This window comes from Microbacterium sp. CFBP9034 (assembly GCF_034045255.1).
GTDB lineage: Bacteria > Actinomycetota > Actinomycetes > Actinomycetales > Microbacteriaceae > Microbacterium.
In genome coordinates, this window is record NZ_JAXCWC010000001.1 from 2,268,369 (window position 1) to 2,289,063 (window position 20,695).

Below are 20,695 nucleotides of genomic sequence, written 5' to 3' on the forward strand. Positions count from 1 at the left end.
GCTGACACGGAACCCGAGCGGAGCTCCGCAAGACTCTGTCACACAGCGGCTCACATGGCCGGGGTGGCATGCCCCTTCGCTATGCTGAAAACACACGCGCGCCCCGAGCCGACCCCCTTCTCCATCCGGACAAGGACGCGGACCGGCCCTGTCTGGGCGCACCTTCATGAGAGAGGCGGTCCCGTGTCGGAACTGCGTTGGGATGAGATCGATCGGCGCGCGGTGGACACCGCTCGCGTGCTGGCAGCAGACGCCGTGGAGAAGGTGGGCAACGGCCACCCGGGCACGGCCATGAGCCTCGCCCCCGCGGCCTACCTGCTCTACCAGCACGTGCTCCGCCACGATCCGTCGGATGTGCACTGGCCGGGGCGAGACCGGTTCATCCTCTCGGCGGGGCACTCCTCGCTGACGCAGTACGTGCAGCTGTACCTGGGCGGCTTCGGGCTCGAGCTCGATGACCTCAAGGCACTCCGCACGTGGGGTTCGCTGACACCGGGTCACCCCGAGTTCGGACACACCGACGGCGTCGAGATCACCACCGGCCCCCTGGGCCAGGGGCTCGCCTCGTCGGTCGGCTTCGCCTACGCCGCCCGCTACGAGCGCGGTCTCTTCGATCCGGATGCCGCGGCCGGCGAGTCGCCGTTCGACCACCACATCTACGTGATCGCCGGCGACGGCGACCTGCAGGAGGGCATCACGAGCGAGGCGTCCTCGCTCGCCGGCCACCAGCAGCTCGGCAACCTCATCGCGATCTACGACTCCAATCAGATCTCGATCGAGGACGACACCAACGTCGCCTTCACCGAGGATGTCGCGAAGCGCTACGAGTCCTACGGCTGGCACGTGCAGACGGTGGACTGGAAGAAGACCGGCGAGTACGTCGAGGACGTCGCCGAGCTCCACGCCGCCATCGAGGCGGCCAAGGGCGAGACGTCCAAGCCGTCCCTGATCGTGCTGCGCACCATCATCGGCTGGCCGTCCCCCGGCAAGCAGAACACCGGAAAGATCCACGGCTCGGCGCTCGGCGCCGATGAGCTCGCCGCCACCAAGAAGGTTCTCGGCTTCGACCCCGAGCAGAGCTTCGTCGTCGCCGACGACGTCCTCGCCCACTCGCGGAGCCTCAAGGACCGCGCGGCCGAGGCCCACGCGGCCTGGCAGGAGCAGTTCGACGCCTGGGCCGCCGCGAACCCGGAGCGCAAGGCGCTGTTCGACCGGCTCGCCGCTCGCGAGCTGCCCGAAGGCATCGCCGAGGCGCTGCCGACGTTCGAGGCGGGCAAGGAGGTGTCCACGCGCGCTGCATCCGGTGTGGTCATCAACGCCCTCGCCGCCGAGCTCCCCGAGCTGTGGGGCGGCTCCGCCGACCTCGCCGAGTCGAACCTCACCACGATCAAGGACTCCAGCTCGTTCATCCCGTCCGAGTGGTCGACGCACGAGTGGTCCGGCGACCCCTACGGCCGTGTGCTGCACTTCGGCATCCGCGAGCACGCCATGGGCGCGATCGTCAACGGCATCGTGCTCCACGGCCCGACGCGGGCGTTCGGCGGCACGTTCCTCATCTTCAGCGACTACATGCGCCCGTCGGTGCGTCTGGCCGCGCTGATGGACATCCCGTCGATCTTCGTGTGGACGCACGACTCCGTCGCGCTCGGCGAGGACGGCCCCACGCACCAGCCGATCGAGCAGCTCGCGACCCTGCGCGCCATCCCCAACTTCAACGTCGTCCGCCCCGCGGACGCCAATGAGACCGCGGTCGCGTGGCTCGAGATCCTCCGCCGCAACGGCGGACCCGCCGGCATCGCGCTGACCCGCCAGAACATCCCGGTGTTCCCGCGCGCCAGTGCCGATGACGAAAACGGTGGCGAGGCATCCGGAGACACCTTCGCGTCGGCAGAGTTCGTCGCCAAGGGCGCCTACGTCCTCGCCGAGGCTCCGAACGGCACGCCGGATGTGATCCTCGTCGCCACCGGCTCCGAGGTGCAGCTCGCGGTGGCCGCGCGCGAGACCCTCGCGGCCGAGGGCGTCAACGCCCGCGTCGTGTCGGCGCCCTCGCTGGAGTGGTTCGCCGAGCAGGACGAGGCATACCGCGAGTCGGTGCTGCCCAAGGCCGTGACGGCCCGCGTGTCGGTGGAGGCCGGCATAGGCCTCACCTGGCGCGACATCGTCGGCGATCGCGGTCGCTCGGTGTCGATCGAGCACTTCGGCGCATCCGCCGATTACAAGACCCTCTTCCAGAAGTTCGGCATCACTGCCGAGGCCGTCGTCCAGGCGGCGCGCGAGACCCTCAAGGAGAACGCATGAGCACCCCCACCGAACAGCTCGCCGCCCAGGGCGTCAGCATCTGGCTCGACGACCTGTCGCGCCAGCGCATCACGTCCGGCAACCTGACGGAGCTCATCAGCACCCGCAACGTCAGCGGCGTGACGACGAACCCGACCATCTTCCAGGGCGCGATCGGCGGCGGCGGAGATTCCTACGACGCTCAGATCGCCGAGCTGGCGAGCAGCGGCGCAAGCGTCGACGAGGCGATCTTCGCCGCGACCACCGACGACGTGCGCGACGCCGCCGACATCTTCCGTCCCGTCTACGACGCCACCAAGGGCGTCGACGGACGCGTCTCGATCGAGGTCTCCCCCGACCTGGCGCACGACACCACGGCCACCATCGCCCAGGCCAAGGAGCTGTGGGCCACGGTCGGCCGCCCGAACGTGCACATCAAGATCCCCGCGACGAAGGCGGGACTCCCGGCCATCACGGCGGTGCTCGCCGAGGGCATCTCGGTCAACGTCACCCTGATCTTCAGCCTCGAGCGCTACGCGGCGGTCATCGACGCGTACCTCTCCGGCATCGAACAGGCGAAGGACGCCGGTCACGACCTCTCGCAGATCCACTCGGTCGCGTCGTTCTTCGTCTCGCGCGTGGACTCCGAGGTCGACAAGCGCCTCACCGCGATCGGAACGGACGAGGCTCTCGGGCTGAAGTCGCTCGCCGGCGTGGCCAACGCCCGTCTCGCCTACGAGCTCTACGAGCAGGAGTTCGGCTCCAGCCGCGCCACCGCGCTCACGAATGCCGGCGCCAACCGCCAGCGCCCGCTGTGGGCCTCCACCGGCGTCAAGGACCCGTCGCTTCCCGACACGCTCTACGTGACCGAGCTCGTCGCTCCCGACACCGTCAACACCATGCCGGAGAAGACGCTCGAGGCGACGTTCGACCACGGCGAGGTCGCGGGCGACACCGTCACCGGCACCTATGAGGCCGCGCACAAGGTCTTCGCCGACCTCGCCGCCGTCGGTGTCGACTTCGCCGACGTCACCCAGGTGCTCGAGGACGAGGGCGTCGACAAGTTCATCGCCTCGTGGCACGACCTGCAGCAGACCGTCGCCACCGCCCTGGAGAACGCCAAGGTCGCGCGATGAGCTTCGACATCCACCTGAGCGGCCACGTCAAGTCCGTCGTCGACGAGACGCTGCCCGGCCTGGTGGCCGGCCTCGTGGCGTCGGGCGTCACGGCAGGCGACGGGTCGCTGTGGGGCCCCGAGGCCGAGGCCGAGGCATCCCAGCGTCTCGGGTGGGTGCAGGCGGTCACCGTCTCACGCCCGCTCGTCCCGCAGATCGAGGCCCTGCGCCAGCAGCTCGCCGCCAAGGGCGTCACCCGGGTGGTGCTCGCGGGCATGGGCGGCTCGTCGCTCGCACCCGAGGTCATCGCGCAGACCGCCGGTGTTCCGCTGGTGATCCTCGACTCGACCGCGCCCGGCCAGGTGCTGGCGGCGATCGACGGCGATGCGCAGCAGGGGGACCTCACCAAGACGGTCCTCGTGGTGTCGTCGAAGTCGGGCTCGACCGTCGAGACCGACTCGGCCAAGCGCGCGTTCGAGGCCGCCTTCCGCGACCTCGGCATCGATCCGCTCGAGCGGATCGTCGTCGTGACCGATCCCGGCTCGCCGCTGGATCAGGCCGCGCGAGCGGACGGCTACACGGTGTTCAACGCCGACCCGACCGTCGGCGGGCGGTACTCGGCCCTGACCGCGTTCGGCCTGGTCCCCACCGGTCTCGCGGGCGTCGACATCGCGGAGATCCTCGATGAGGCCGAGGCCACGCTCCTCGAAGTCGCGATCGACAGTCCCGACAACCCGGCGCTCGTGCTGGCCGCGGCCATCGCCGGCGGCGACCCGCGTCGCGACAAGCTGGGACTCATCACCGACGGCACGCACATCGTCGGGCTTCCCGACTGGATCGAGCAGCTCGTCGCCGAGTCGACGGGCAAGGAGGGCACCGGCATCCTCCCGGTCGTCCTGCTCCCCGTCTCGCCCGAGGTGGAGAACCGGCCCGCCGACCTGCAGATCGTGCGGCTCGTCGACGAGGCGAAGAAGTTCCACTTCTTCGAGCACCACGAGGACGAGGTGCTCGTCAGCGGATCGCTCGGCGCGCAGTTCGTCGTGTGGGAGTACGCGACCGTGATCGCGGGCCGGATGCTCGGCATCAACCCCTTCGATCAGCCCGACGTCGAGTCGGCCAAGATCGCGACGCGTGGCCTGCTGGACGCCCGCCCCGAGCCCACCGCCCCGGCCTTCGCGGTCGCGGGCGTGGAGGTGCGGGTCTCCGATCCTGCACTCGCCGCATCCGGAACCGTCGCCGGCGTCCTCGACGCCCTGTGGGCACGGCTGCCGGAGGACGGGTACGTCGCCATCCAGGCGTACGTCAACCGCCTCGAGCTCGACCAGCTCCAGGGGCTCCGCGAGCTCGTCGCCGCCGACTCCGGTCGACCGACGACGTTCGGCTGGGGACCCCGGTTCCTGCACTCGACCGGACAGTTCCACAAGGGCGGACCCGCGAACGGGGTGTTCCTCCAGATCCTCGAGCAGACCGATGTCGATCTCGAGATCCCCGCCCGTCCGTTCACGTTCGGCCAGCTCATCCAGGCGCAGGCGGCAGGCGATGCCTCCGTCCTCGCCGACGGACACGGCCGGCCGGTCGTCACGATCACGCTCACCGACCCCCGGATCGAAGTGCTGTCGCTCTTCGAGGCCGCCCAGTAGGAGAACCGCTCCCCTATGACTGTCGAGATCTCGCGCGGAAGCAATCCGCTGCGCGACCCCGAGGACCGACGCCTCAACCGGATCGCCGGTCCGAGCGCGCTCGTCATCTTCGGCGTGACGGGAGACCTCTCCCGCAAGAAGCTCATGCCCGCCGTCTACGACCTCGCCAACCGCGGTCTGCTGCCACCGGGGTTCGCCCTCGTCGGCTTCGCACGGCGCGACTGGGAGGACCAGGACTTCGCGAAGGTCGTCTACGACGCCGTGCGCCAGCACGCCCGTACCGAGTTCCGCGACGAGACCTGGCAGCAGCTGCTGCAGGGCATCCGGTTCGTGTCGGGCGAGTTCGGCGACCCCGACGCGTTCCGCCGCCTGCGCGAGACCGTCGAGAAGCTCGACACCGAGCGCGGCACGATGGGCAACCACGCCTACTACCTGTCGATCCCGCCGAAGGACTTCCCGCTGGTGGCGGAGCAGCTCAAGGCGTCCGGCCTCGTCGACGACACCGCGGACCAGCCCGACCGCTGGCGCCGCGTTGTCATCGAGAAGCCGTTCGGCCACGACCTGGAGTCCGCGCAGTCGCTCAACAGCGCGCTACGCTCGGCGTTCCCGACCGACTCGATCTTCCGCATCGACCACTACCTCGGCAAGGAGACGGTCCAGAACATCCTGGCGCTGCGCTTCGCGAACGAGCTGTACGAGCCGCTGTGGAACCGCAACTACGTGGACCACGTGCAGATCACGATGGCCGAGGACATCGGCGTGGGCGGTCGCGCGGGCTACTACGACGGCATCGGCGCGGCACGCGACGTCATCCAGAACCACCTGCTGCAGCTGATGGCGCTCACCGCGATGGAGGAGCCCATCTCTTTCGACGCGAAGGAGCTGCGCGCCGAGAAGGAGAAGGTCCTGGCCGCGGTCACGCTGCCCGCCGACCTCGCCCGCTCGACGGCGCGCGGTCAGTACGCCGGCGGATGGCAGGGCGGCGAGAAGGTGCTCGGCTTCCTCGAAGAGGACGGGATGAACCCGAAGTCCACCACCGAGACCTATGCGGCCATCACCCTCGAGGTGAACACCCGTCGCTGGGCCGGAGTGCCGTTCTATCTCCGCACCGGCAAGCGACTGGGGCGTCGCGTCACCGAGATCGCCGTCGTCTTCAAGCGGGCGCCCGAGCTGCTGTTCTCGCGGAGCCAGACGTCGGGTCAGGGGCAGAACGCCCTCGTGATCCGCGTGCAGCCCGACGAAGGCGTAACGATCCGGTTCGGCTCGAAGGTGCCCGGCGCGGGTGCGCAGGTGCGCGACGTGACGATGGACTTCGGCTACGGCCACGCCTTCACCGAGGCCAGCCCCGAGGCGTACGAGCGACTCATCCTCGACGTGCTCCTCGGCGACCCGCCGCTGTTCCCCCGCCACGAGGAGGTCGAGCTCTCCTGGAAGATCCTCGACCCGATCGAGAAGTTCTGGACGGAGCAGGGCGGACCCCTCGAACAGTATTCATCCGGGTCGTGGGGCCCGGCATCCGCGGACGAGATGCTCGCCCGCGACGGCCGTACCTGGAGGCGCCCATGATCGTCGATCTGCCCGACACCACCGTCAGCAAGATCTCGCGGGCGCTCGTCAGCGTGCGCGAAGAGGGCGGCGCGGTCGCGCTCGGCCGAGTGCTGACTCTCATCATCCTCACGCGCGAAGGCGCGATGGAGGAGGTCATCGAAGCCGCCAACGACGCGTCCCGCGAGCACCCGATGCGCGTCATCGTGCTGATCATCGGCGACGGTCAGGATGCGGACCCCCGGCTCGACGCGCAGATCCGCGTCGGCGGCGACGCCGGTGCGAGCGAGGTCATCACCCTCCGTGTCGCCGGCGAGGCCGGCAGCTCGAACCTCGAGTCGCTCGTCACCGGACTGCTGCTGCCCGATGCGCCCGTCGTCGTCTGGTGGCCCAACCGCACACCCCAGGACCCGTCGAAGACGTCGATCGGCCGTATCGCACAGCGACGCATCACGGATGCCGCGACCAAGTCCGACCCGTCGGCGTGGGTCGCCGCGCTCGGCGGGCAGTACGCCCCGGGTGACACCGATCTGGCGTGGACGCGCCTCACCCGCTGGCGCGAGCAGCTCGCCGCCATCCTCGACCAGCCGCCGTACGAGCCGGTGCTCTCGGTGCGCGTGCGCGGAGCCTCGGACTCGCCGTCGACCGCGCTGCTCGCCGCCTGGCTGCGGCTCGCGCTCGGCGTGCCCGTCGACTGGGCCTACCTCGGGCCCGAGGAGTGGCCGCACGGCATCAAGTCGGTCACGCTCGTCCGCGAGAGCGGCGAGGTGCTTCTCGAGCGGCCGAATGCCGGTTCGGCGATCCTCACCCAGCCCGGGCAGCCGAGCCACGAGCTCGCCTTCCCCCGTCGCACCCTGCGCGAATGCCTGGCCGAGGAGCTCCGTCGCCTCGATCCGGACGTCCTGTATGGTCGAGTGATCACCGAGGGCTGGGAGCTTCTCGACCCGCCGTCGATCAGGGAGACGCAGGACGCATGAGTGAGTCGCGTGGTGAGTGAGCGGCATGGTTGAGGGATGGGCCGAGAAGCGCGTGGTCATCACGCCCGACCCCTCGGCACTGGCCGAGTCGGTCGCCGCACGGTTTCTCAACCGCGTGACCAAGCGCGTCGATCAGGGTGAGCTGGCCCACGTCTCACTGACCGGAGGGTCGATGGGATCCGCCGTGCTGGCCGCCGCTGCCCGCAGCCCGCGGCTCGATCGCGTCGACTGGTCGCGCGTCCACTTCTGGTGGAGCGACGAGCGGTTCGTGCCCCGCGCCGACGAAGAGCGCAACGAGAAGCAGGCGCGCGCCGCGCTCCTCGACGCAATCGACCTGCCGGCGGCGAACATCCACGCCGCGGCCGCGAGTGACGACGGGATCGACCTCGATGCCGCCGCCGCCGCGTACGCCGACGAGCTCGCCGGGTTCGCGGGCGAGCACGGGCCGTGGCCGTCGTTCGACGTCTGCTTCCTCGGCGTCGGCCCCGACGCCCACATCGCCTCGCTCTTCCCGGACCGCCCCGAGATCCTCATCACCGATCGGTCGGTGGTCCCCGTGCGCAACTCCCCCAAGCCGCCGCCCGAGCGCGTCACCATGACGAGGCCCGTCATCAACAGCTCGCAGCGCGTCTGGATGGTGCTCTCCGGAGCCGACAAGGCATCCGCTCTGGGTCTGGCGCTCGCCGGCGCCAGCTACGCGAGCGTGCCCGCTGCAGGAGCCAAGGGACGCAAGCGGACGATCTTCTTCGTCGACGAGGCCGCGGCCGCCCAGGTGCCGCCCGAGCTCATCGACCGCGAGTACTGACCCCGTACACACAAGAAGAGCGGATGCCTCGGCATCCGCTCTTCTGTGTTCAGACGCGTGGTCAGCCCTGACCGCGACGGTCGCGCAGCTGCTGCAGCGCGTCGTCGAGGAGGGCGTCGGCCTCTTCCTCGGTCCGGCGCTCCTTCACGTAGGCCAGATGCGTCTTGTAGGGCTCGGTCTTGGCGAGCGCGGGAGGATTCTCCTTGTCGCGACCGGCCGGCAGCCCCGAGTGCGGGGAGTCGATCGTGTCGGGGATCTCCTCTTCGGTGATGCCCGCCGCGAAGTACCGGACGGTCTCGTTGCCCAAGGCGTCCCAGTACGAGATGGCCACGCGCTCGGCGTGGAATCCGTGGTCCTGCTCGCCCATCGGCCCGGCACCGACACGGGTGCCGCGGATCGCGTTTCCTCCGCTGGCCATCAGAGACTCTGGAACTTCGTGATGAGCCCCAGCGCCACGATGGCGACGAACCACGTCAGGGCGAGAATCACCGTGAAGCGGTTGAGGTTGCGCTCAGCAAGCCCGGACGAGCCCAGCGCGGACGTCATGCCGCCGCCGAACATGTCGGACAGGCCGCCGCCGCGCCCCTTGTGGAGCAGGATGAGGAGGGTCAGCAGGAGGCTCGTGATTCCGAGGAGCACCTGCAGGACGAACTCGAGGATCTGCACAGTCGTTGAAGCCTTTCGCCGCGATCAGTCGCCGATCGCACAAGGGACAAGTATACGGGTCAGACGCCGACGTGCTTCTGGTACCGGATGATCGCCGCGAACTCGTCCACGACGAGGCTCGCTCCACCCACCAGAGCGCCGTCGACATCCGGCTCGCGCATGTAGCTCGCGATGTTCGTCGACTTCACGGATCCGCCGTAGAGAACACGCGTGCGGGCCGCGGCATCCGCCCCCAGCTTCTCGGCAATGACGTCGCGGAGCTTGGCGCACACGTCCTGCGCCTGCTCGGGCGTCGCCGCCAGGCCGGAGCCGATCGCCCACACGGGCTCGTACGCCACGACGATGTCCGCATCGGCCTTGACCCCGTCCAGCGCGACCTGGAGCTGCGAGACGGGAACGGCGCTCGCGCCGAACTTCTCGAGGTCCTCCGAGGTCTCCCCCACGCAGATCACCGGCACCAGCCCGTGACGGAGCGCCGCCTGGACCTTCGAGCCCACGACCTCGTCCGTCTCGGCGTGGTACTGACGCCGCTCGGAGTGGCCGATGATGACGTAGCGGTTGTCGAGCTTCGCCAGGAACGCACCCGACACCTCACCCGTGTAGGCGCCGGAGTCGTGGGACGAGATGTCCTGCGCTCCCAGCGCGAAGGGGATCTTGTCGGCGTCGAGGAGCGTCTGCACCGTACGGATGTCGGTGAAGGGCGGGAACACCGCGACCTCGACCGAGCCGTCCTCGTGCTTGGCATCCTTGAGCGTCCAGTGCAGCTTCTGGACGAACGCGACCGCCTGAAGGTGGTCGAGGTTCATCTTCCAGTTGCCTGCGATGAGCGGGGTGCGCCTGGTCTGCGCAGCTGCCGTTGAACCAGCGCTGTCTACTGCCATCCGAGGACCTCCAGTCCGGGGAGCTTCTTGCCTTCGAGGAACTCGAGGCTGGCGCCCCCGCCCGTTGAGATGTGGCCGAACTCGTCGTCGGAGAAGCCGAGCTGGCGGACGGCCGCAGCGGAATCGCCACCGCCGACGACGGAGAGGCCGTCGACCTCGGTCAGCGCCTTCGCGACGGCTTCGGTGCCGGCCGCGAACGGAGCGAGCTCGAACACGCCCATCGGCCCGTTCCAGAACACCGTGCGGCTCGTGCGGATCGCCTCGGCGAACCGAGCGGCCGTGTCGGGGCCGATGTCGAGCCCGAGGCCGGAGGCGCCGAAGGGCGTGCTCTCGATCCCGTCCGCCGGCGTGACGACGTGCTCCGCGTCGGCGCCGAACTTCGAGGCAACCACGACATCGGTCGGCAGCACGATCTCGACGCCGGTCTCCTCGGCGGTGCGCATGTACTGCGACACCGTCTCGAGCTGATCGGCCTCGAGAAGGCTGGACCCCACCTTGTGGCCCTGCGCGGCGAGGAAGGTGAACAGCATGCCGCCCCCGACCAGGATGCGGTCGACGCGCGGCAGCAGGTGCGAGATCACGCCGAGCTTGTCGCTGACCTTCGACCCGCCGAGCACGACCGTGTACGGCCGCTCCGGGTTCTCGGTCAGCCGGTCGAGCACGTCGAGCTCTGCGGCGATGAGCAGCCCCGCCGCGGACGGCAGGATCTCGGCCAGTTCGTAGACCGAGGCCTGCTTGCGGTGCACGACACCGAACCCGTCCGAGACGAGGGCGTCGCCGAGCCCCGCCAGCTGTTCGGCGAAGGCGCGGCGCTCGGCCTCGTCCTTCGCCGTCTCGCCGGGGTTGAAGCGCAGGTTCTCGATGACCGCGACCTCGCCGTCCTCGAGCGCCGCGACGGCCTCGTGGGCGGATTCGCCGACCGTGTCGCGGGCGAACGCGACCGGCTTGCCGAGCAGCTCGGACAGTCGCTGCGCGACCGGCTCGAGGCTGTACTTCGCGTCCGGCGCACCGTCGGGACGACCGAGGTGAGACGAGACGACGACGCGTGCGCCCTGGTTGATCAGGGCGTTGAGCGTGGGCAGCGACGCGCGCACGCGGCCATCGTCCGTGATGACGCCGTCCTTGAGGGGGACGTTCAGGTCACAACGGACGATGACGCGCTTGCCTGCGAGCGTGCCCACCGACTGCTGAAGCGAGTCGAGGGTGCGCAGAGCCATGGGTGATCGCTTAGAGGCGGTCGGCCACGTACTCGGTGAGGTCGACGAGACGGTTGGAGTAACCCCACTCGTTGTCGTACCAGGCCGAGACCTTGACCAGGTTGCCGCTGACGTTGGTCAGCTCCGAGTCGAAGATCGACGAGTGAGGGTTGCCCTGGATGTCGCTCGAGACGATCGGGTCCTCGGTGTACTCGAGGTAGCCGGCCAGGCGACCCTCGGCCGCCGCGGCCTTGTAGGCGGCGTTGACCTGGTCGACCGTGAGGCCCTCGGTCGGCGTGACGATGGTCAGGTCGACGATGGAGCCGGTGGGGACGGGCACGCGGTAGGACGAGCCGCTCAGCTTGCCGTTCAGCTCGGGGAGCACGTGGCCGATCGCCTTGGCGGCGCCGGTCGAGGCCGGCACGATGTTGATCGCGGCACCACGGGCACGGCGGAGGTCGCTGTGCGGGCCGTCCTGCAGGTTCTGGTCGGCCGTGTAGGCGTGAGCGGTCATCATGAAGCCGCGCTCGATGCCGAAGGCGTCATTGAAGACCTTGGCGAGGGGCGCCAGGCAGTTGGTGGTGCACGACGCGTTCGAGATGATGACGTCGGTCTCGGGGTTGTAATCGCCCTCGTTGACGCCCATGACGATCGTCACGTCGTCACCGGTGGCCGGTGCCGAGATGAGGACCTTCTTCGCGCCGCCCTCGATGTGCTTCTTGGCGTCGGCCGCGTTCGTGAAGCGTCCGGTGGACTCGATGACGATGTCGACGCCGAGCTCGCCCCAGGGGAGGTTGGCCGGGTCGCGCTCTTCGAAGACCTTGATGGTCTTGTCGCCGACGGTGATGGAGTCTTCGGTGTACGAGACGTCCACGCCGAGCGGGCCGCCCACCGAGTCGTACTTGAGCAGGTGAGCCAGCGACTTGTTGTCGGTGAGGTCGTTCACCGCCACGATTTCGAGGTCGCTGCCCTGCGCGAGAGCCGCGCGGAGGTAGTTGCGTCCGATACGGCCGAAGCCGTTGATGCCGATCTTGACAGCCACGGAGGTTCTCCTGAGAAGTGTCGTGCGCGAATGCGCGGGTGTGATGCGTTCAGACGTAAGGACAACGGCGTCCCAGCGGGCAGTCCCGCCGGGACGCCGCGCCTGCTATGACAGTACCAGCAGGCCCGTGCTCTTCTCGCGGGCGGCGTCGAGGCGCTGGGCCACGTTCTGCCAGTTCGCGATGTTCCAGACGGCCTTGACGTAGTCGGCCTTGACGTTGAGGTAGTCGAGGTAGAAGGCGTGCTCCCACATGTCGAGCTGGAAGACCGGGATGGTGCCCTGGGCCGTGTTGCTCTGCTGGTCGAACAGCTGCTGGATGATGAGCTGCTCGCCGAGGACGTCCCAGCTCAGGACCGCCCAGCCGGAGCCCTGGATGCCCGTGGCCGCGGCGGTGAAGTGCGCCTGGAACTTGTCGAAGCCGCCGAAGAACTCATCGATCGCAGCCCGCAGCTCGCCCTCGGGCTCGCCGCCGCCCTCGGGCGACAGGTTCGTCCAGAAGATCGAGTGGTTGACGTGACCGCCGAGGTTGAACGCGAGGTCCTTCTCGAGCTTGTTGACGTTCGCGAGTGAGCCCGTCTCACGGGCCTCTGCGAGCTGGTCGAGAGCGGTGTTCGCACCGGTGACATACGCCTGATGGTGCTTGTCGTGGTGCAGCTGCATGATCTTGCCGCTGATGTGCGGTTCGAGTGCCGCGAAGTCATAGGGGAGGTCGGGCAAGGTGTACTTCGCCATGTTCTCTTCTTCCTGTCGGCGCGGCGCCGAGGCTCCCCCGGCGCGGCAAGGGTGACTGGTTCATCCTACTGAGGACCAACACCGCACCGAGGGGGTTGCTTCCCTTCGTGACGCCGATTAGGCGGTTCGGCCGCCTCCGCTCGCCCGGCGCTACGATCGCGGGATGACTCGACCCGAGGTGCAGCGATGGGCGGCCTTCACCGACCGCCCGGACGGCGGCAATCCCGCCGGCGTGGTGATCGGCGCCGACGAGCTCGACGCTCCCGAGATGCAGCGCATCGCCGCCGACGTTGGGTACGCCGAGACCGCGTTCATCAGCGGCACGGGCCGCCGGCGCGGCATCCGCTATTTCTCCCCCGTCGCCGAGGTGCCGTTCTGCGGTCATGCCACCGTCGCGTCGGCGGTGGCGCTGGCCGGGGACCTCGGCGACGGGCTGCTGACGTTCGACACACCGGTCGGCGCGGTCGAGATCGTCGCGCGATCCGAGTCCGGGCGCCGGTCGGCCGCGTTCACGAGCGTCGAGCCCTGGGTCGATTCGCTGACGGATGCCGCGCTCGGCGCGGTCCTGGATCTGATCGGACTCGATGCCGCCGACCTCGACCCCGCACATCCGCCGCGCCTCGCCTACGCCGGCAACAGGCATCCGCTCGTCGTGCTGGCGGATCGCGTCGTGTTCGACACGTTCACGTTCGATCCCTCTGGGGCACGGACGCTGATGGATGCCGAGGCCTGGCCCGCCACGATCATCGTGCTCCACGCGCTCGGGCACGACCGCTGGGAGGCGCGCAACATCTTCCCCGTGGGCGCGATCACCGAGGATCCGGCGACCGGTGCCGCGGCCGCCGCCACCGGCGCCTACCTGCGGGCGATCGGAGCCGTCGGTCCGCCCGCGCGGATCGTGATCGAGCAGGGCCGCCATGTGGGCCGGCCCGGACTCCTCACGGTGGACATCCCGGCGGCGGGCGGCATCACCGTGTCGGGCGGGGCCGTGCCGATCGACTGACCGGCTTCAGTCCTCCATGCCGGCGGGAACGGCCGACTCGGTGCCGGGCACGCCGTCGACGTCGGCCTTCTTGTCGGCCATCGCGAGCAGCCGCCGGATGCGACCGGCGACCGCGTCCTTGGTGAGCGGCGGGTCGGCGTGGTGGCCGAGCTCGTCGAGGCTGGCGTCGCGGTGGGCGAGCCGCAGCTCCCCCGCCTCGCGCAGGTGCTCGGGCACCTCGTCGCCGAGGATCTCGAGCGCGCGCTGCACGCGGGCGCACGCCGCGACCGCGGCCTGGGCGGAGCGCCGCAGGTTGGCGTCGTCGAAGTTCACGAGGCGGTTGACGCCCGCGCGCACCTCGCGCCGCTGACGCAGCTGGTCCCATTCGGCCGCGGCCTTCTCGGCGCCCATCGCAGCCAGTGCCGCACGGATCGCCTCGCCCTCGCGCACGACGACGCGCGGCACGCCGCGGACTTCGCGGGCCTTGCCGGGGATGCCGAGGCGGTGCGCCGCTCCGACGAGAGCCATCGCGGCCTCGGGCGACGGGCACGTGATCTCGAGGGCGGCCGACCGGCCGGGCTCGCTGAGGGATCCGGAGGCGAGGAACGCGCCCCGCCAGATGGCGGCCAGGTCGCCGCGCGAGCCGGTGGTGAGCTTGTTGGGGAGGCCGCGTACCGGGCGACGCCGCTGGTCGAGCAGTCCGGTCTGGCGGGCGAGCGTCTCGCCGCCCTCGATGACGCGGACCGCGTAGTGACTGCCGGCGCGCGCGCCGGAGCCCTGCACGTGCACGAGCTCGGGGCGCACCCCGTAGAGCTCCATGAGGTCGCGCGCCGTGCGGCGGGCGAGGATGTCGGAGTCGAGCTCGGCCTCGACCGCGACGCGGTTGGCGATCGAATGCAGGCCGCCCGAGAACCGCAGCAGGGACGTGAGCTCGGCCACCCGGGCAGTCGGACGCGGATCGCGTACGGTGATCAGCTCGGCCTTCACGTCAGCGGTCAACGACACGGGACTCCTTCGCGGATGGGTTCGGGACGACGGTCCAGCCTACCCGTGCGTCGTACAGATCGTGGTGCGATCTACTCACGGCCGAGATCGCGGTGCTTCACGCGCACCTTGACCCCCGGCACCGAGGCGAGACGGTCCGCCAGCTCGTGGGACATGGCGACCGAGCGGTGCTTCCCGCCGGTGCACCCGATCGCGACCACGGAATGGCGCTTGTTCTCGCGCTGATACCCCTCGAGCACCGGTCGCAGCGCGGCGGCGTAGGCGTCGATGAACTCCGCGGCACCACGCTGCTCGAGGACGAACTCCCGCACCTCCGCATCCTCGCCGGTGAGGGCACGGAGCTCCTCGTTCCAGAAGGGATTCGGCAGGAACCGCATGTCGGCGACGAGATCGGCGTCGGTGGGCAGCCCGTACTTGAACCCGAAGCTCAGGATGGTGAGCGTGTGCCGGGCGGCGTTGGCCTCGCTGAACAGCTCATTGACGTTCGTCGCGAGCTGGTGGATGTTGTAGTTCGACGTGTCGATGATGATGTCGGCGCTCTCGCGCATCGCGGCCAGGCGTCCGCGCTCGGTGCGGATGCCGTCGAGGATGGTGCCGTCGCCCTGCAGCGGGTGCGGCCGCCGCACCGCCTCGAACCGTCGCACGAGCGCGTCATCGGCGGCATCCAGGAACATCACCCGGATCTGGCGCCGCTCACGGAGCGCCCGCATCGCGTCGGGAAGATCGGAGAAGAGGTCGCGACCTCGCACGTCGACGACGACCGCGACACGCGGCAGCACCCCGGCGGCGAGCTCGGTGAGCTCGAGGAGCGGCTTGAGCATCTGCGGCGGAAGGTTGTCGACGACGTACCAGCCGAGGTCTTCGAGCGCATTCGCGGCCGTCGAGCGGCCGGCGCCGGACATGCCGGTCACGATCAAGACCTCGCCTGCGTCCTGGCGTTCTGCCTCGGTCATGACCACCCCCGTCGTCGAGACCACCCTACCCACCGGAGAGGTGCCCATGGATCGCGGCAGCCAGCTTGGGACCGACGCCGGGGAGGGCGGCGATCTCGTCGGGTGTGGCCTGCTTCAGCGCCGAGACGGAGCCGAAGTGGCGCAGCAGCGCCTTGATCCGCGCGTCGCCCAGACCGGGAATCTCGGCGAGCACGCTCTGGATGTCGCGGCGACGGCGCTTGCGCTGGTGCGTGATCGCGAACCGGTGCGCCTCGTCGCGCAGCCGCTGGAGAAGGTAGAGCGCCTCGGACGTGCGCGGCAGGATGACCGGGTACTCCTCACCGGGAAGCCACACCTCTTCCAGGCGCTTCGCGATGCCGCACAGCGCGACCTCTTCGTGCCCGGCGTCGCGCAGGGCGCGGGCGGCCGCCTCGACCTGCGGCTTGCCGCCGTCCACGACCAGCAGCTGCGGCCGGTAGGCGAAGCGCGCGCGACGGCGTTCGGTGACGACCTCGCCGTCGGCGGTCGGCTCGACCTGCTCGGGCTCCTTCTCCTCCGGACGGTCGAGGTAGGCGAGCCGGCGCCGGAGCACCTGGTAGATCGAGTCGGTGTCGTCGGTGGTCTCGGGGACGCCGAACGAGCGGTACTGGTCCTTTCGCGGCAGGCCGTCTTCGAAGACCACCATCGACGCCACCACGTTGGTGCCGCCGAGGTGCGAGACGTCGAAGCACTCGATGCGCAGGGGCGCCTCGGCGAGGTCGAGGGCCTCCTGCAAGTCGGTGAGGGCCTGCGTCCGCGCCAGGTAGTCGCTCGTGCGCCGCGTCTTGTGCAGCATGAGCGCCTGCTGCGCGTTGAGCGACGCCGTCCGCATCAGATCGGCCTTGCGTCCGCGCTGGGCGACCTGGATCGTGACCGTCTTGCCGCGTCGTCCGCGGAGCCACTCCTCGAGATCGGCGGCGTCCTCGGGCATGGCCGGGACGAGCACCTGCCGCGGGATGTCGGCGCCCGCCGCGTTCCCGTAGGTGCGCTGCAGCACCTGGTCGACGAGATCGCCCCCGGCGATGTCGAGCTCCTTCTCGATCGTGGTCGCGCGCACACCGCGCACGCGTCCGCCGCGGATGACGAAGTGCTGCACGGCGGCCGCGAGCTCGTCCTCCGCGATTCCGAACAGGTCGGCGTCGGTGTCGGGCGCGAGCACGAGCGCGCTCTTGTTCAGCACCGCGTCGATGGCCTGCAGCCGATCGCGGTAGAGCGCCGCGGCCTCGTAGTCCATCGCGGCCGACGACTCGCGCATGCGCGCCGTCAGCTCCTTGGTGAAGCGCTGGTCGCCGCCCGACATGAACGCGACGAAGTCGTCGACGATCGCGCGGTGCTCCTCGATCGACACCTTCATGGAGCACGGGCCGCCGCAGCGGCCGATCTGACCCGGGAAGCACGGGCGGCCCGACGTCATCGCCTTCTTGTACGACGAGTCGCTGCACGTGCGGATGGGGAAGACCTTGATCATCAGGTCGATCGTGTCGTGGACGGCCCACACCTTGGGGTACGGGCCGAAGTACTTCGCGCCGGGGATGCGGCGATTGCGCGTCACGATGACGCGCGGCGCCTCGTCGCCCAGGGTGATCGCCATGAACGGGTACGACTTGTCGTCCCGGTAGCGCACGTTGAACGGCGGATCGAATTCCTTGATCCACATGTACTCGAGCTGCAGCGAATCGACGTCGCTGTCGACGACCGTCCACTCCACCGACGCCGCCGTCGTGACCATGCGCCGGGTGCGCTCGTGCAGCGTGTGCAGCGGTGCGAAGTAGTTCGACAGCCGGGCACGCAGGTTCTTCGCCTTGCCGACGTACAGCACGCGCCCGTCCGCGTCACGGAAGCGGTACACCCCGGGGTTGGTGGGGATTTCCCCCGGCTTCGGCTTGTAGGCGACAGTGGGTGCGGAGCGGGCCATCGGGTCAGCCGGCCTTGCGGACCGCCTGGGAGACGCCCAGCGCCTCGGCGAGGAATCCGCCGGTGTGACTGGCCTCGACGCGCGCGACCTGCTCGGGGGTGCCGGTTGCGATGACCTGGCCACCGCCGGAGCCGCCCTCCGGTCCGAGGTCGATGATCCAGTCGGCGCTCTTGATGACGTCCAGGTTGTGCTCGATCACGATGACCGTGTTGCCCTTGTCGACCAGTCCGCCCAGCACCTCGAGCAGGCGCCGCACGTCCTCGAAGTGCAGACCCGTCGTGGGCTCGTCGAGCACGTAGATCGATCGCCCGTTCGACCGCCGCTGCAGCTCGGTCGCGAGCTTGACGCGCTGCGCCTCGCCGCCCGACAGCGTCGTCGCCGACTGCCCGAGGCGCACATACCCGAGGCCGACATCGACCAGCGTGCGGAGATACCGGTGGATCGCCTGGATCGGCTCGAAGAACTCGGCCGCCTCGGAGATCGGCATCTCGAGCACCTCGGCGATGTTCTTGCCCTTGTAGTGCACCGCCAGCGTGTCGCGGTTGTAGCGCTTGCCGTGGCAGACCTCGCAGTCGACGTAGACGTCGGGGAGGAAGTTCATCTCGATCTTGATCGTGCCGTCGCCCGAGCAGGCCTCGCAGCGACCGCCCTTGACGTTGAAGCTGAAGCGACCGGGCTGATAGCCCCGCACCTTGGCTTCGGGCGTCTCGCTGAAGAGCGTGCGGATGCGGTCGAAGACCCCCGTGTAGGTGGCGGGGTTCGACCGCGGGGTGCGGCCGATCGGCCCCTGGTCGACGTGCACGACCTTGTCGAGCTCCTCGGTGCCGGTGACCCGGGTGTGCTTTCCCGCCACGCGGCGAGCTCCGTTCAGCCGGGTCGCGAGCACCTCGTACAGGATGTCGTTGACGAGCGAGGACTTTCCGGATCCGCTGACGCCGGTGACGGCGGTGAGCACGCCGAGCGGGAAGTCGACCGTCACGTTCTGGAGGTTGTTCTCGCGCGCGCCGACGACGGTCACCTTGCGGCTCTTGTCGATCTTGCGCCGCTTGGTGGGCGCGGGAATCTCGCGCCTGCCGGCGAGGTAGTCCCCCGTGATGGATTCGCGCTCGGCCAGCAGCTGCTCGAGGGGTCCGGAGTGCACGACGCGACCGCCGTCGACGCCGGCACGGGGTCCGATGTCGACGATCCAGTCGGCGGCGTGGATGGTCTCCTCATCGTGCTCGACGACGATGAGCGTGTTGCCGAGGTCGCGCAGCGTGAGCAGCGTCTCGATGAGCCGGCGGTTGTCGCGCTGGTGCAGCCCGATGGACGGCTCGTCGAGCACGTAGAGGACGCCGGTGAGCCCCGAGCCGATCTGCGTCGCCAGCCTGATGCGCTGCGCCTCTCCGCCCGAGAGGGAACCGGCCGATCGGCTGAGGTTCAGGTAGGTGAGACCGACCTGGATCAGGAAGTCCAGGCGCAGCCGGATCTCGCGCAGCACCTGGGCGGCGATCTTGGCTTCGCGGTCGGTGAGCTGGAGGCCGGCGAAGTACTGCTGCGCGTCGGCGAGGCTCAGACGCGAGGCATCCGCGATGGAATGACCGTGGACGAGCACCGCGAGCACCTCGGGCTTGAGCCGCGCGCCGTCGCAGACCGGACACGGCACCTCGCGGAGGAACTCCGACCACCGCTGGCGCTGCGTGTCGGTCTCGGCCTGCAGGTACTGACGCTCGATGTAGGGCACCACGCCCTCGAAGCCGGACGAGTAGCGCATCTCACGGCCGTAGCGGTTCTTCCACTTGACCGTGACCTTGTAGTTCTCACCGCGGAGCACCGCCTCGCGGACGTCGGCCCGGAGCTTGCGCCACGGGGTGTCGAGCGAGAAGTCGAGGTCGTTGGAGAGTCCTTCGAGCAGGCGCTCGTAGTACTGGAAGAGTCCCTTGCCCTGGGTCGTCCACGGGATGAGCACGCCCTCGCGGATCGAGAGCTCCTCGTCGCCGATCATGAGGTCGACGTCCACCGACATGCGGGTGCCGAGACCGGAGCACGCCGGGCACGCGCCGAACGGGGCGTTGAACGAGAAGGTGCGCGGCTCGATCTCGGTCAGCTGCAGCGGGTGGCCGTTGGGGCAGGCGAGCTTCTCGGAGAAGGACTGCCAGGCCTCGTCGCCCGAGGCGTCGACGAAGTTGACCTGCATCACGCCGCCGGCGAGCCCCAGCGCCGTCTCGACCGAGTCGGTCACGCGGCTCAGGATGTCGGGACCCGCGACCAGGCGATCGACCACGACGGCGATGTCGTGCTTGTAGCTCTTCTTGAGCGTGGGCGGCTCGGCGAGCTGGATCAGGTCGCCGTCGACCACCGCGCGGGCGTAGCCCTTGGCCGACAGCTCTTTGAAGAGGTCGACGAACTCGCCCTTCTTCTGCGTGACGACGGGCGCGACGATCTGGTACCGGGTGCGGTCGGGCAGCTCGATGAGCTGGTCCGCGATCTGCTGCACGGTCTGGCGCTGGATGACCTCGCCGCACTCGGGACAGTGCGGCACGCCGATGCGCGCCCACAGGAGGCGCATGTAGTCGTGGATCTCGGTGATCGTGCCGACGGTCGAGCGCGGATTGCGGTTCGTCGACTTCTGGTCGATCGACACCGCCGGGCTGAGCCCTTCGATGAAGTCGACATCGGGACGGTCGACCTGGCCGAGGAACTGGCGCGCGTACGCGCTCAGCGACTCGACGTAGCGGCGCTGGCCCTCGGCGAAGATCGTGTCGAAGGCGAGGCTGGACTTGCCCGATCCGGAGAGTCCCGTGAACACGACGAGGGAGTCGCGCGGGATGTCGAGGTCGACGTTCTTGAGATTGTGCACGCGGGCACCGCGGACACTGAGTTTTCCGCTGGTGTTTCCGGGCAGGGCGACAGGGACGATGGGCACCAGACAAGTTTAGGCGGGGCCTCGGACATGGGCTCGGGGTT

At 69.5% G+C, this 20,695-nt stretch carries 17 protein-coding genes; 7 read left to right on the forward strand and 10 right to left on the reverse strand.

Going from position 1 to position 20,695, the window contains the following annotated elements; all coding sequences use genetic code 11:
- Window positions 1-183 precede the first annotated feature (183 nt).
- The 6 genes from tkt to pgl are packed head-to-tail and all read left to right on the forward strand — an operon-like array spanning window position 184 to window position 8,359.
- Entirely contained in the window at window positions 184-2,298 is a 2,115-nt protein-coding gene (tkt, locus tag SOM19_RS10485; RefSeq protein WP_320486458.1) for a transketolase, read from the forward strand.
- A complete protein-coding gene (gene tal / locus SOM19_RS10490; protein WP_320486459.1) occupies window positions 2,295-3,413 on the forward strand; it encodes a transaldolase in 1,119 nt (372 codons plus the stop codon). Before tkt ends, tal begins: the two co-directional genes overlap by 4 nt.
- On the forward strand, window positions 3,410-5,032 hold the full coding sequence (locus SOM19_RS10495) for a phosphoglucose isomerase-related protein (protein WP_320486460.1): 1,623 nt from the start codon (window positions 3,410-3,412) through the stop codon (window positions 5,030-5,032). The genes tal and SOM19_RS10495 overlap by 4 nt, the downstream gene beginning before the upstream one ends.
- A 15-nt stretch (window positions 5,033-5,047) precedes the next feature.
- Entirely contained in the window at window positions 5,048-6,598 is a 1,551-nt protein-coding gene (gene zwf / locus SOM19_RS10500) for a glucose-6-phosphate dehydrogenase (RefSeq protein ID WP_320486461.1), read from the forward strand.
- Window positions 6,595-7,554 carry a glucose-6-phosphate dehydrogenase assembly protein OpcA gene (locus SOM19_RS10505; protein WP_320486462.1) on the forward strand — a complete coding sequence of 320 codons (960 nt, stop codon included), beginning with the start codon at window positions 6,595-6,597 and terminating at the stop codon, window positions 7,552-7,554. Before zwf ends, SOM19_RS10505 begins: the two co-directional genes overlap by 4 nt.
- 25 nt (window positions 7,555-7,579) lie before the next feature.
- Window positions 7,580-8,359: a 6-phosphogluconolactonase gene (gene pgl / locus SOM19_RS10510; RefSeq protein WP_320486463.1), complete on the forward strand. Its 780-nt coding sequence runs from the start codon at window positions 7,580-7,582 to the stop codon at window positions 8,357-8,359.
- 61 nt (window positions 8,360-8,420) lie between these two features.
- Here pgl and SOM19_RS10515 read toward each other — a convergent pair whose 3' ends face one another.
- The 6 genes from SOM19_RS10515 to SOM19_RS10540 form a co-directional block, all read right to left on the reverse strand.
- Window positions 8,421-8,777 carry an RNA polymerase-binding protein RbpA gene (locus SOM19_RS10515; RefSeq protein ID WP_320486464.1) on the reverse strand — a complete coding sequence of 119 codons (357 nt, stop codon included), beginning with the start codon at window positions 8,775-8,777 and terminating at the stop codon, window positions 8,421-8,423.
- On the reverse strand, window positions 8,777-9,025 hold the full coding sequence (gene secG, locus SOM19_RS10520) for a preprotein translocase subunit SecG (RefSeq protein WP_127475335.1): 249 nt from the start codon (window positions 9,023-9,025) through the stop codon (window positions 8,777-8,779). Before secG ends, SOM19_RS10515 begins: the two co-directional genes overlap by 1 nt.
- A 59-nt stretch (window positions 9,026-9,084) precedes the next feature.
- Entirely contained in the window at window positions 9,085-9,906 is an 822-nt protein-coding gene (gene tpiA, locus SOM19_RS10525; protein WP_320486465.1) for a triose-phosphate isomerase, read from the reverse strand.
- Window positions 9,897-11,123: a phosphoglycerate kinase gene (locus SOM19_RS10530; protein WP_320486466.1), complete on the reverse strand. Its 1,227-nt coding sequence runs from the start codon at window positions 11,121-11,123 to the stop codon at window positions 9,897-9,899. The genes tpiA and SOM19_RS10530 overlap by 10 nt, the downstream gene beginning before the upstream one ends.
- A gap of 10 nt (window positions 11,124-11,133) precedes the next feature.
- The gene (gene gap, locus SOM19_RS10535) at window positions 11,134-12,144 is read right to left on the reverse strand and encodes a type I glyceraldehyde-3-phosphate dehydrogenase (RefSeq protein WP_320486467.1); all 1,011 of its coding nucleotides are present in this window, start codon (window positions 12,142-12,144) and stop codon (window positions 11,134-11,136) included.
- Window positions 12,145-12,249: 105 nt separating this feature from the next.
- Window positions 12,250-12,876 (reverse strand): superoxide dismutase, encoded by a 627-nt coding sequence (locus SOM19_RS10540; RefSeq protein ID WP_320486468.1) that lies wholly within the window; start codon window positions 12,874-12,876, stop codon window positions 12,250-12,252.
- A gap of 163 nt (window positions 12,877-13,039) precedes the next feature.
- On the opposite strand from SOM19_RS10540, the gene SOM19_RS10545 reads away from it, so the two are divergent.
- Window positions 13,040-13,879, forward strand: coding sequence for a PhzF family phenazine biosynthesis protein (locus tag SOM19_RS10545; RefSeq protein WP_320486469.1), 840 nt, complete (start codon window positions 13,040-13,042; stop codon window positions 13,877-13,879).
- A gap of 6 nt (window positions 13,880-13,885) precedes the next feature.
- On the opposite strand, the gene whiA is transcribed toward SOM19_RS10545, so the two are convergent.
- From whiA to uvrA, 4 genes are all read right to left on the reverse strand, one after another.
- Window positions 13,886-14,863, reverse strand: coding sequence for a DNA-binding protein WhiA (gene whiA, locus SOM19_RS10550; RefSeq protein WP_320486470.1), 978 nt, complete (start codon window positions 14,861-14,863; stop codon window positions 13,886-13,888).
- 71 nt (window positions 14,864-14,934) lie between these two features.
- Window positions 14,935-15,816: an RNase adapter RapZ gene (gene rapZ / locus SOM19_RS10555; protein ID WP_320486471.1), complete on the reverse strand. Its 882-nt coding sequence runs from the start codon at window positions 15,814-15,816 to the stop codon at window positions 14,935-14,937.
- 25 nt (window positions 15,817-15,841) lie between these two features.
- Window positions 15,842-17,749 carry an excinuclease ABC subunit UvrC gene (uvrC, locus tag SOM19_RS10560; RefSeq protein WP_320486472.1) on the reverse strand — a complete coding sequence of 636 codons (1,908 nt, stop codon included), beginning with the start codon at window positions 17,747-17,749 and terminating at the stop codon, window positions 15,842-15,844.
- A gap of 4 nt (window positions 17,750-17,753) precedes the next feature.
- Entirely contained in the window at window positions 17,754-20,654 is a 2,901-nt protein-coding gene (gene uvrA, locus SOM19_RS10565) for an excinuclease ABC subunit UvrA (RefSeq protein WP_320486473.1), read from the reverse strand.
- Window positions 20,655-20,695 lie beyond the last annotated feature (41 nt).

Excerpts from the sequence above, each read along its gene's own strand:
- SOM19_RS10530 (WP_320486466.1), bottom strand. The coding sequence starts at position 11,123 with ATGGCTCTGCGCACCCTCGACTCGCTTCAGCAGTCGGTGGGCACGCTC.
- SOM19_RS10540 (WP_320486468.1), bottom strand. The coding sequence starts at position 12,876 with ATGGCGAAGTACACCTTGCCCGACCTCCCCTATGACTTCGCGGCACTC.
- tal (WP_320486459.1), top strand. The coding sequence starts at position 2,295 with ATGAGCACCCCCACCGAACAGCTCGCCGCCCAGGGCGTCAGCATCTGG.
- uvrC (WP_320486472.1), bottom strand. The coding sequence starts at position 17,749 with ATGGCCCGCTCCGCACCCACTGTCGCCTACAAGCCGAAGCCGGGGGAA.
- SOM19_RS10505 (WP_320486462.1), top strand. The coding sequence starts at position 6,595 with ATGATCGTCGATCTGCCCGACACCACCGTCAGCAAGATCTCGCGGGCG.
- zwf (WP_320486461.1), top strand. The coding sequence starts at position 5,048 with ATGACTGTCGAGATCTCGCGCGGAAGCAATCCGCTGCGCGACCCCGAG.
- SOM19_RS10495 (WP_320486460.1), top strand. The coding sequence starts at position 3,410 with ATGAGCTTCGACATCCACCTGAGCGGCCACGTCAAGTCCGTCGTCGAC.
- SOM19_RS10515 (WP_320486464.1), bottom strand. The coding sequence starts at position 8,777 with ATGGCCAGCGGAGGAAACGCGATCCGCGGCACCCGTGTCGGTGCCGGG.
- rapZ (WP_320486471.1), bottom strand. The coding sequence starts at position 15,816 with ATGACCGAGGCAGAACGCCAGGACGCAGGCGAGGTCTTGATCGTGACC.
- tpiA (WP_320486465.1), bottom strand. The coding sequence starts at position 9,906 with ATGGCAGTAGACAGCGCTGGTTCAACGGCAGCTGCGCAGACCAGGCGC.
- pgl (WP_320486463.1), top strand. The coding sequence starts at position 7,580 with ATGGTTGAGGGATGGGCCGAGAAGCGCGTGGTCATCACGCCCGACCCC.
- SOM19_RS10545 (WP_320486469.1), top strand. The coding sequence starts at position 13,040 with ATGACTCGACCCGAGGTGCAGCGATGGGCGGCCTTCACCGACCGCCCG.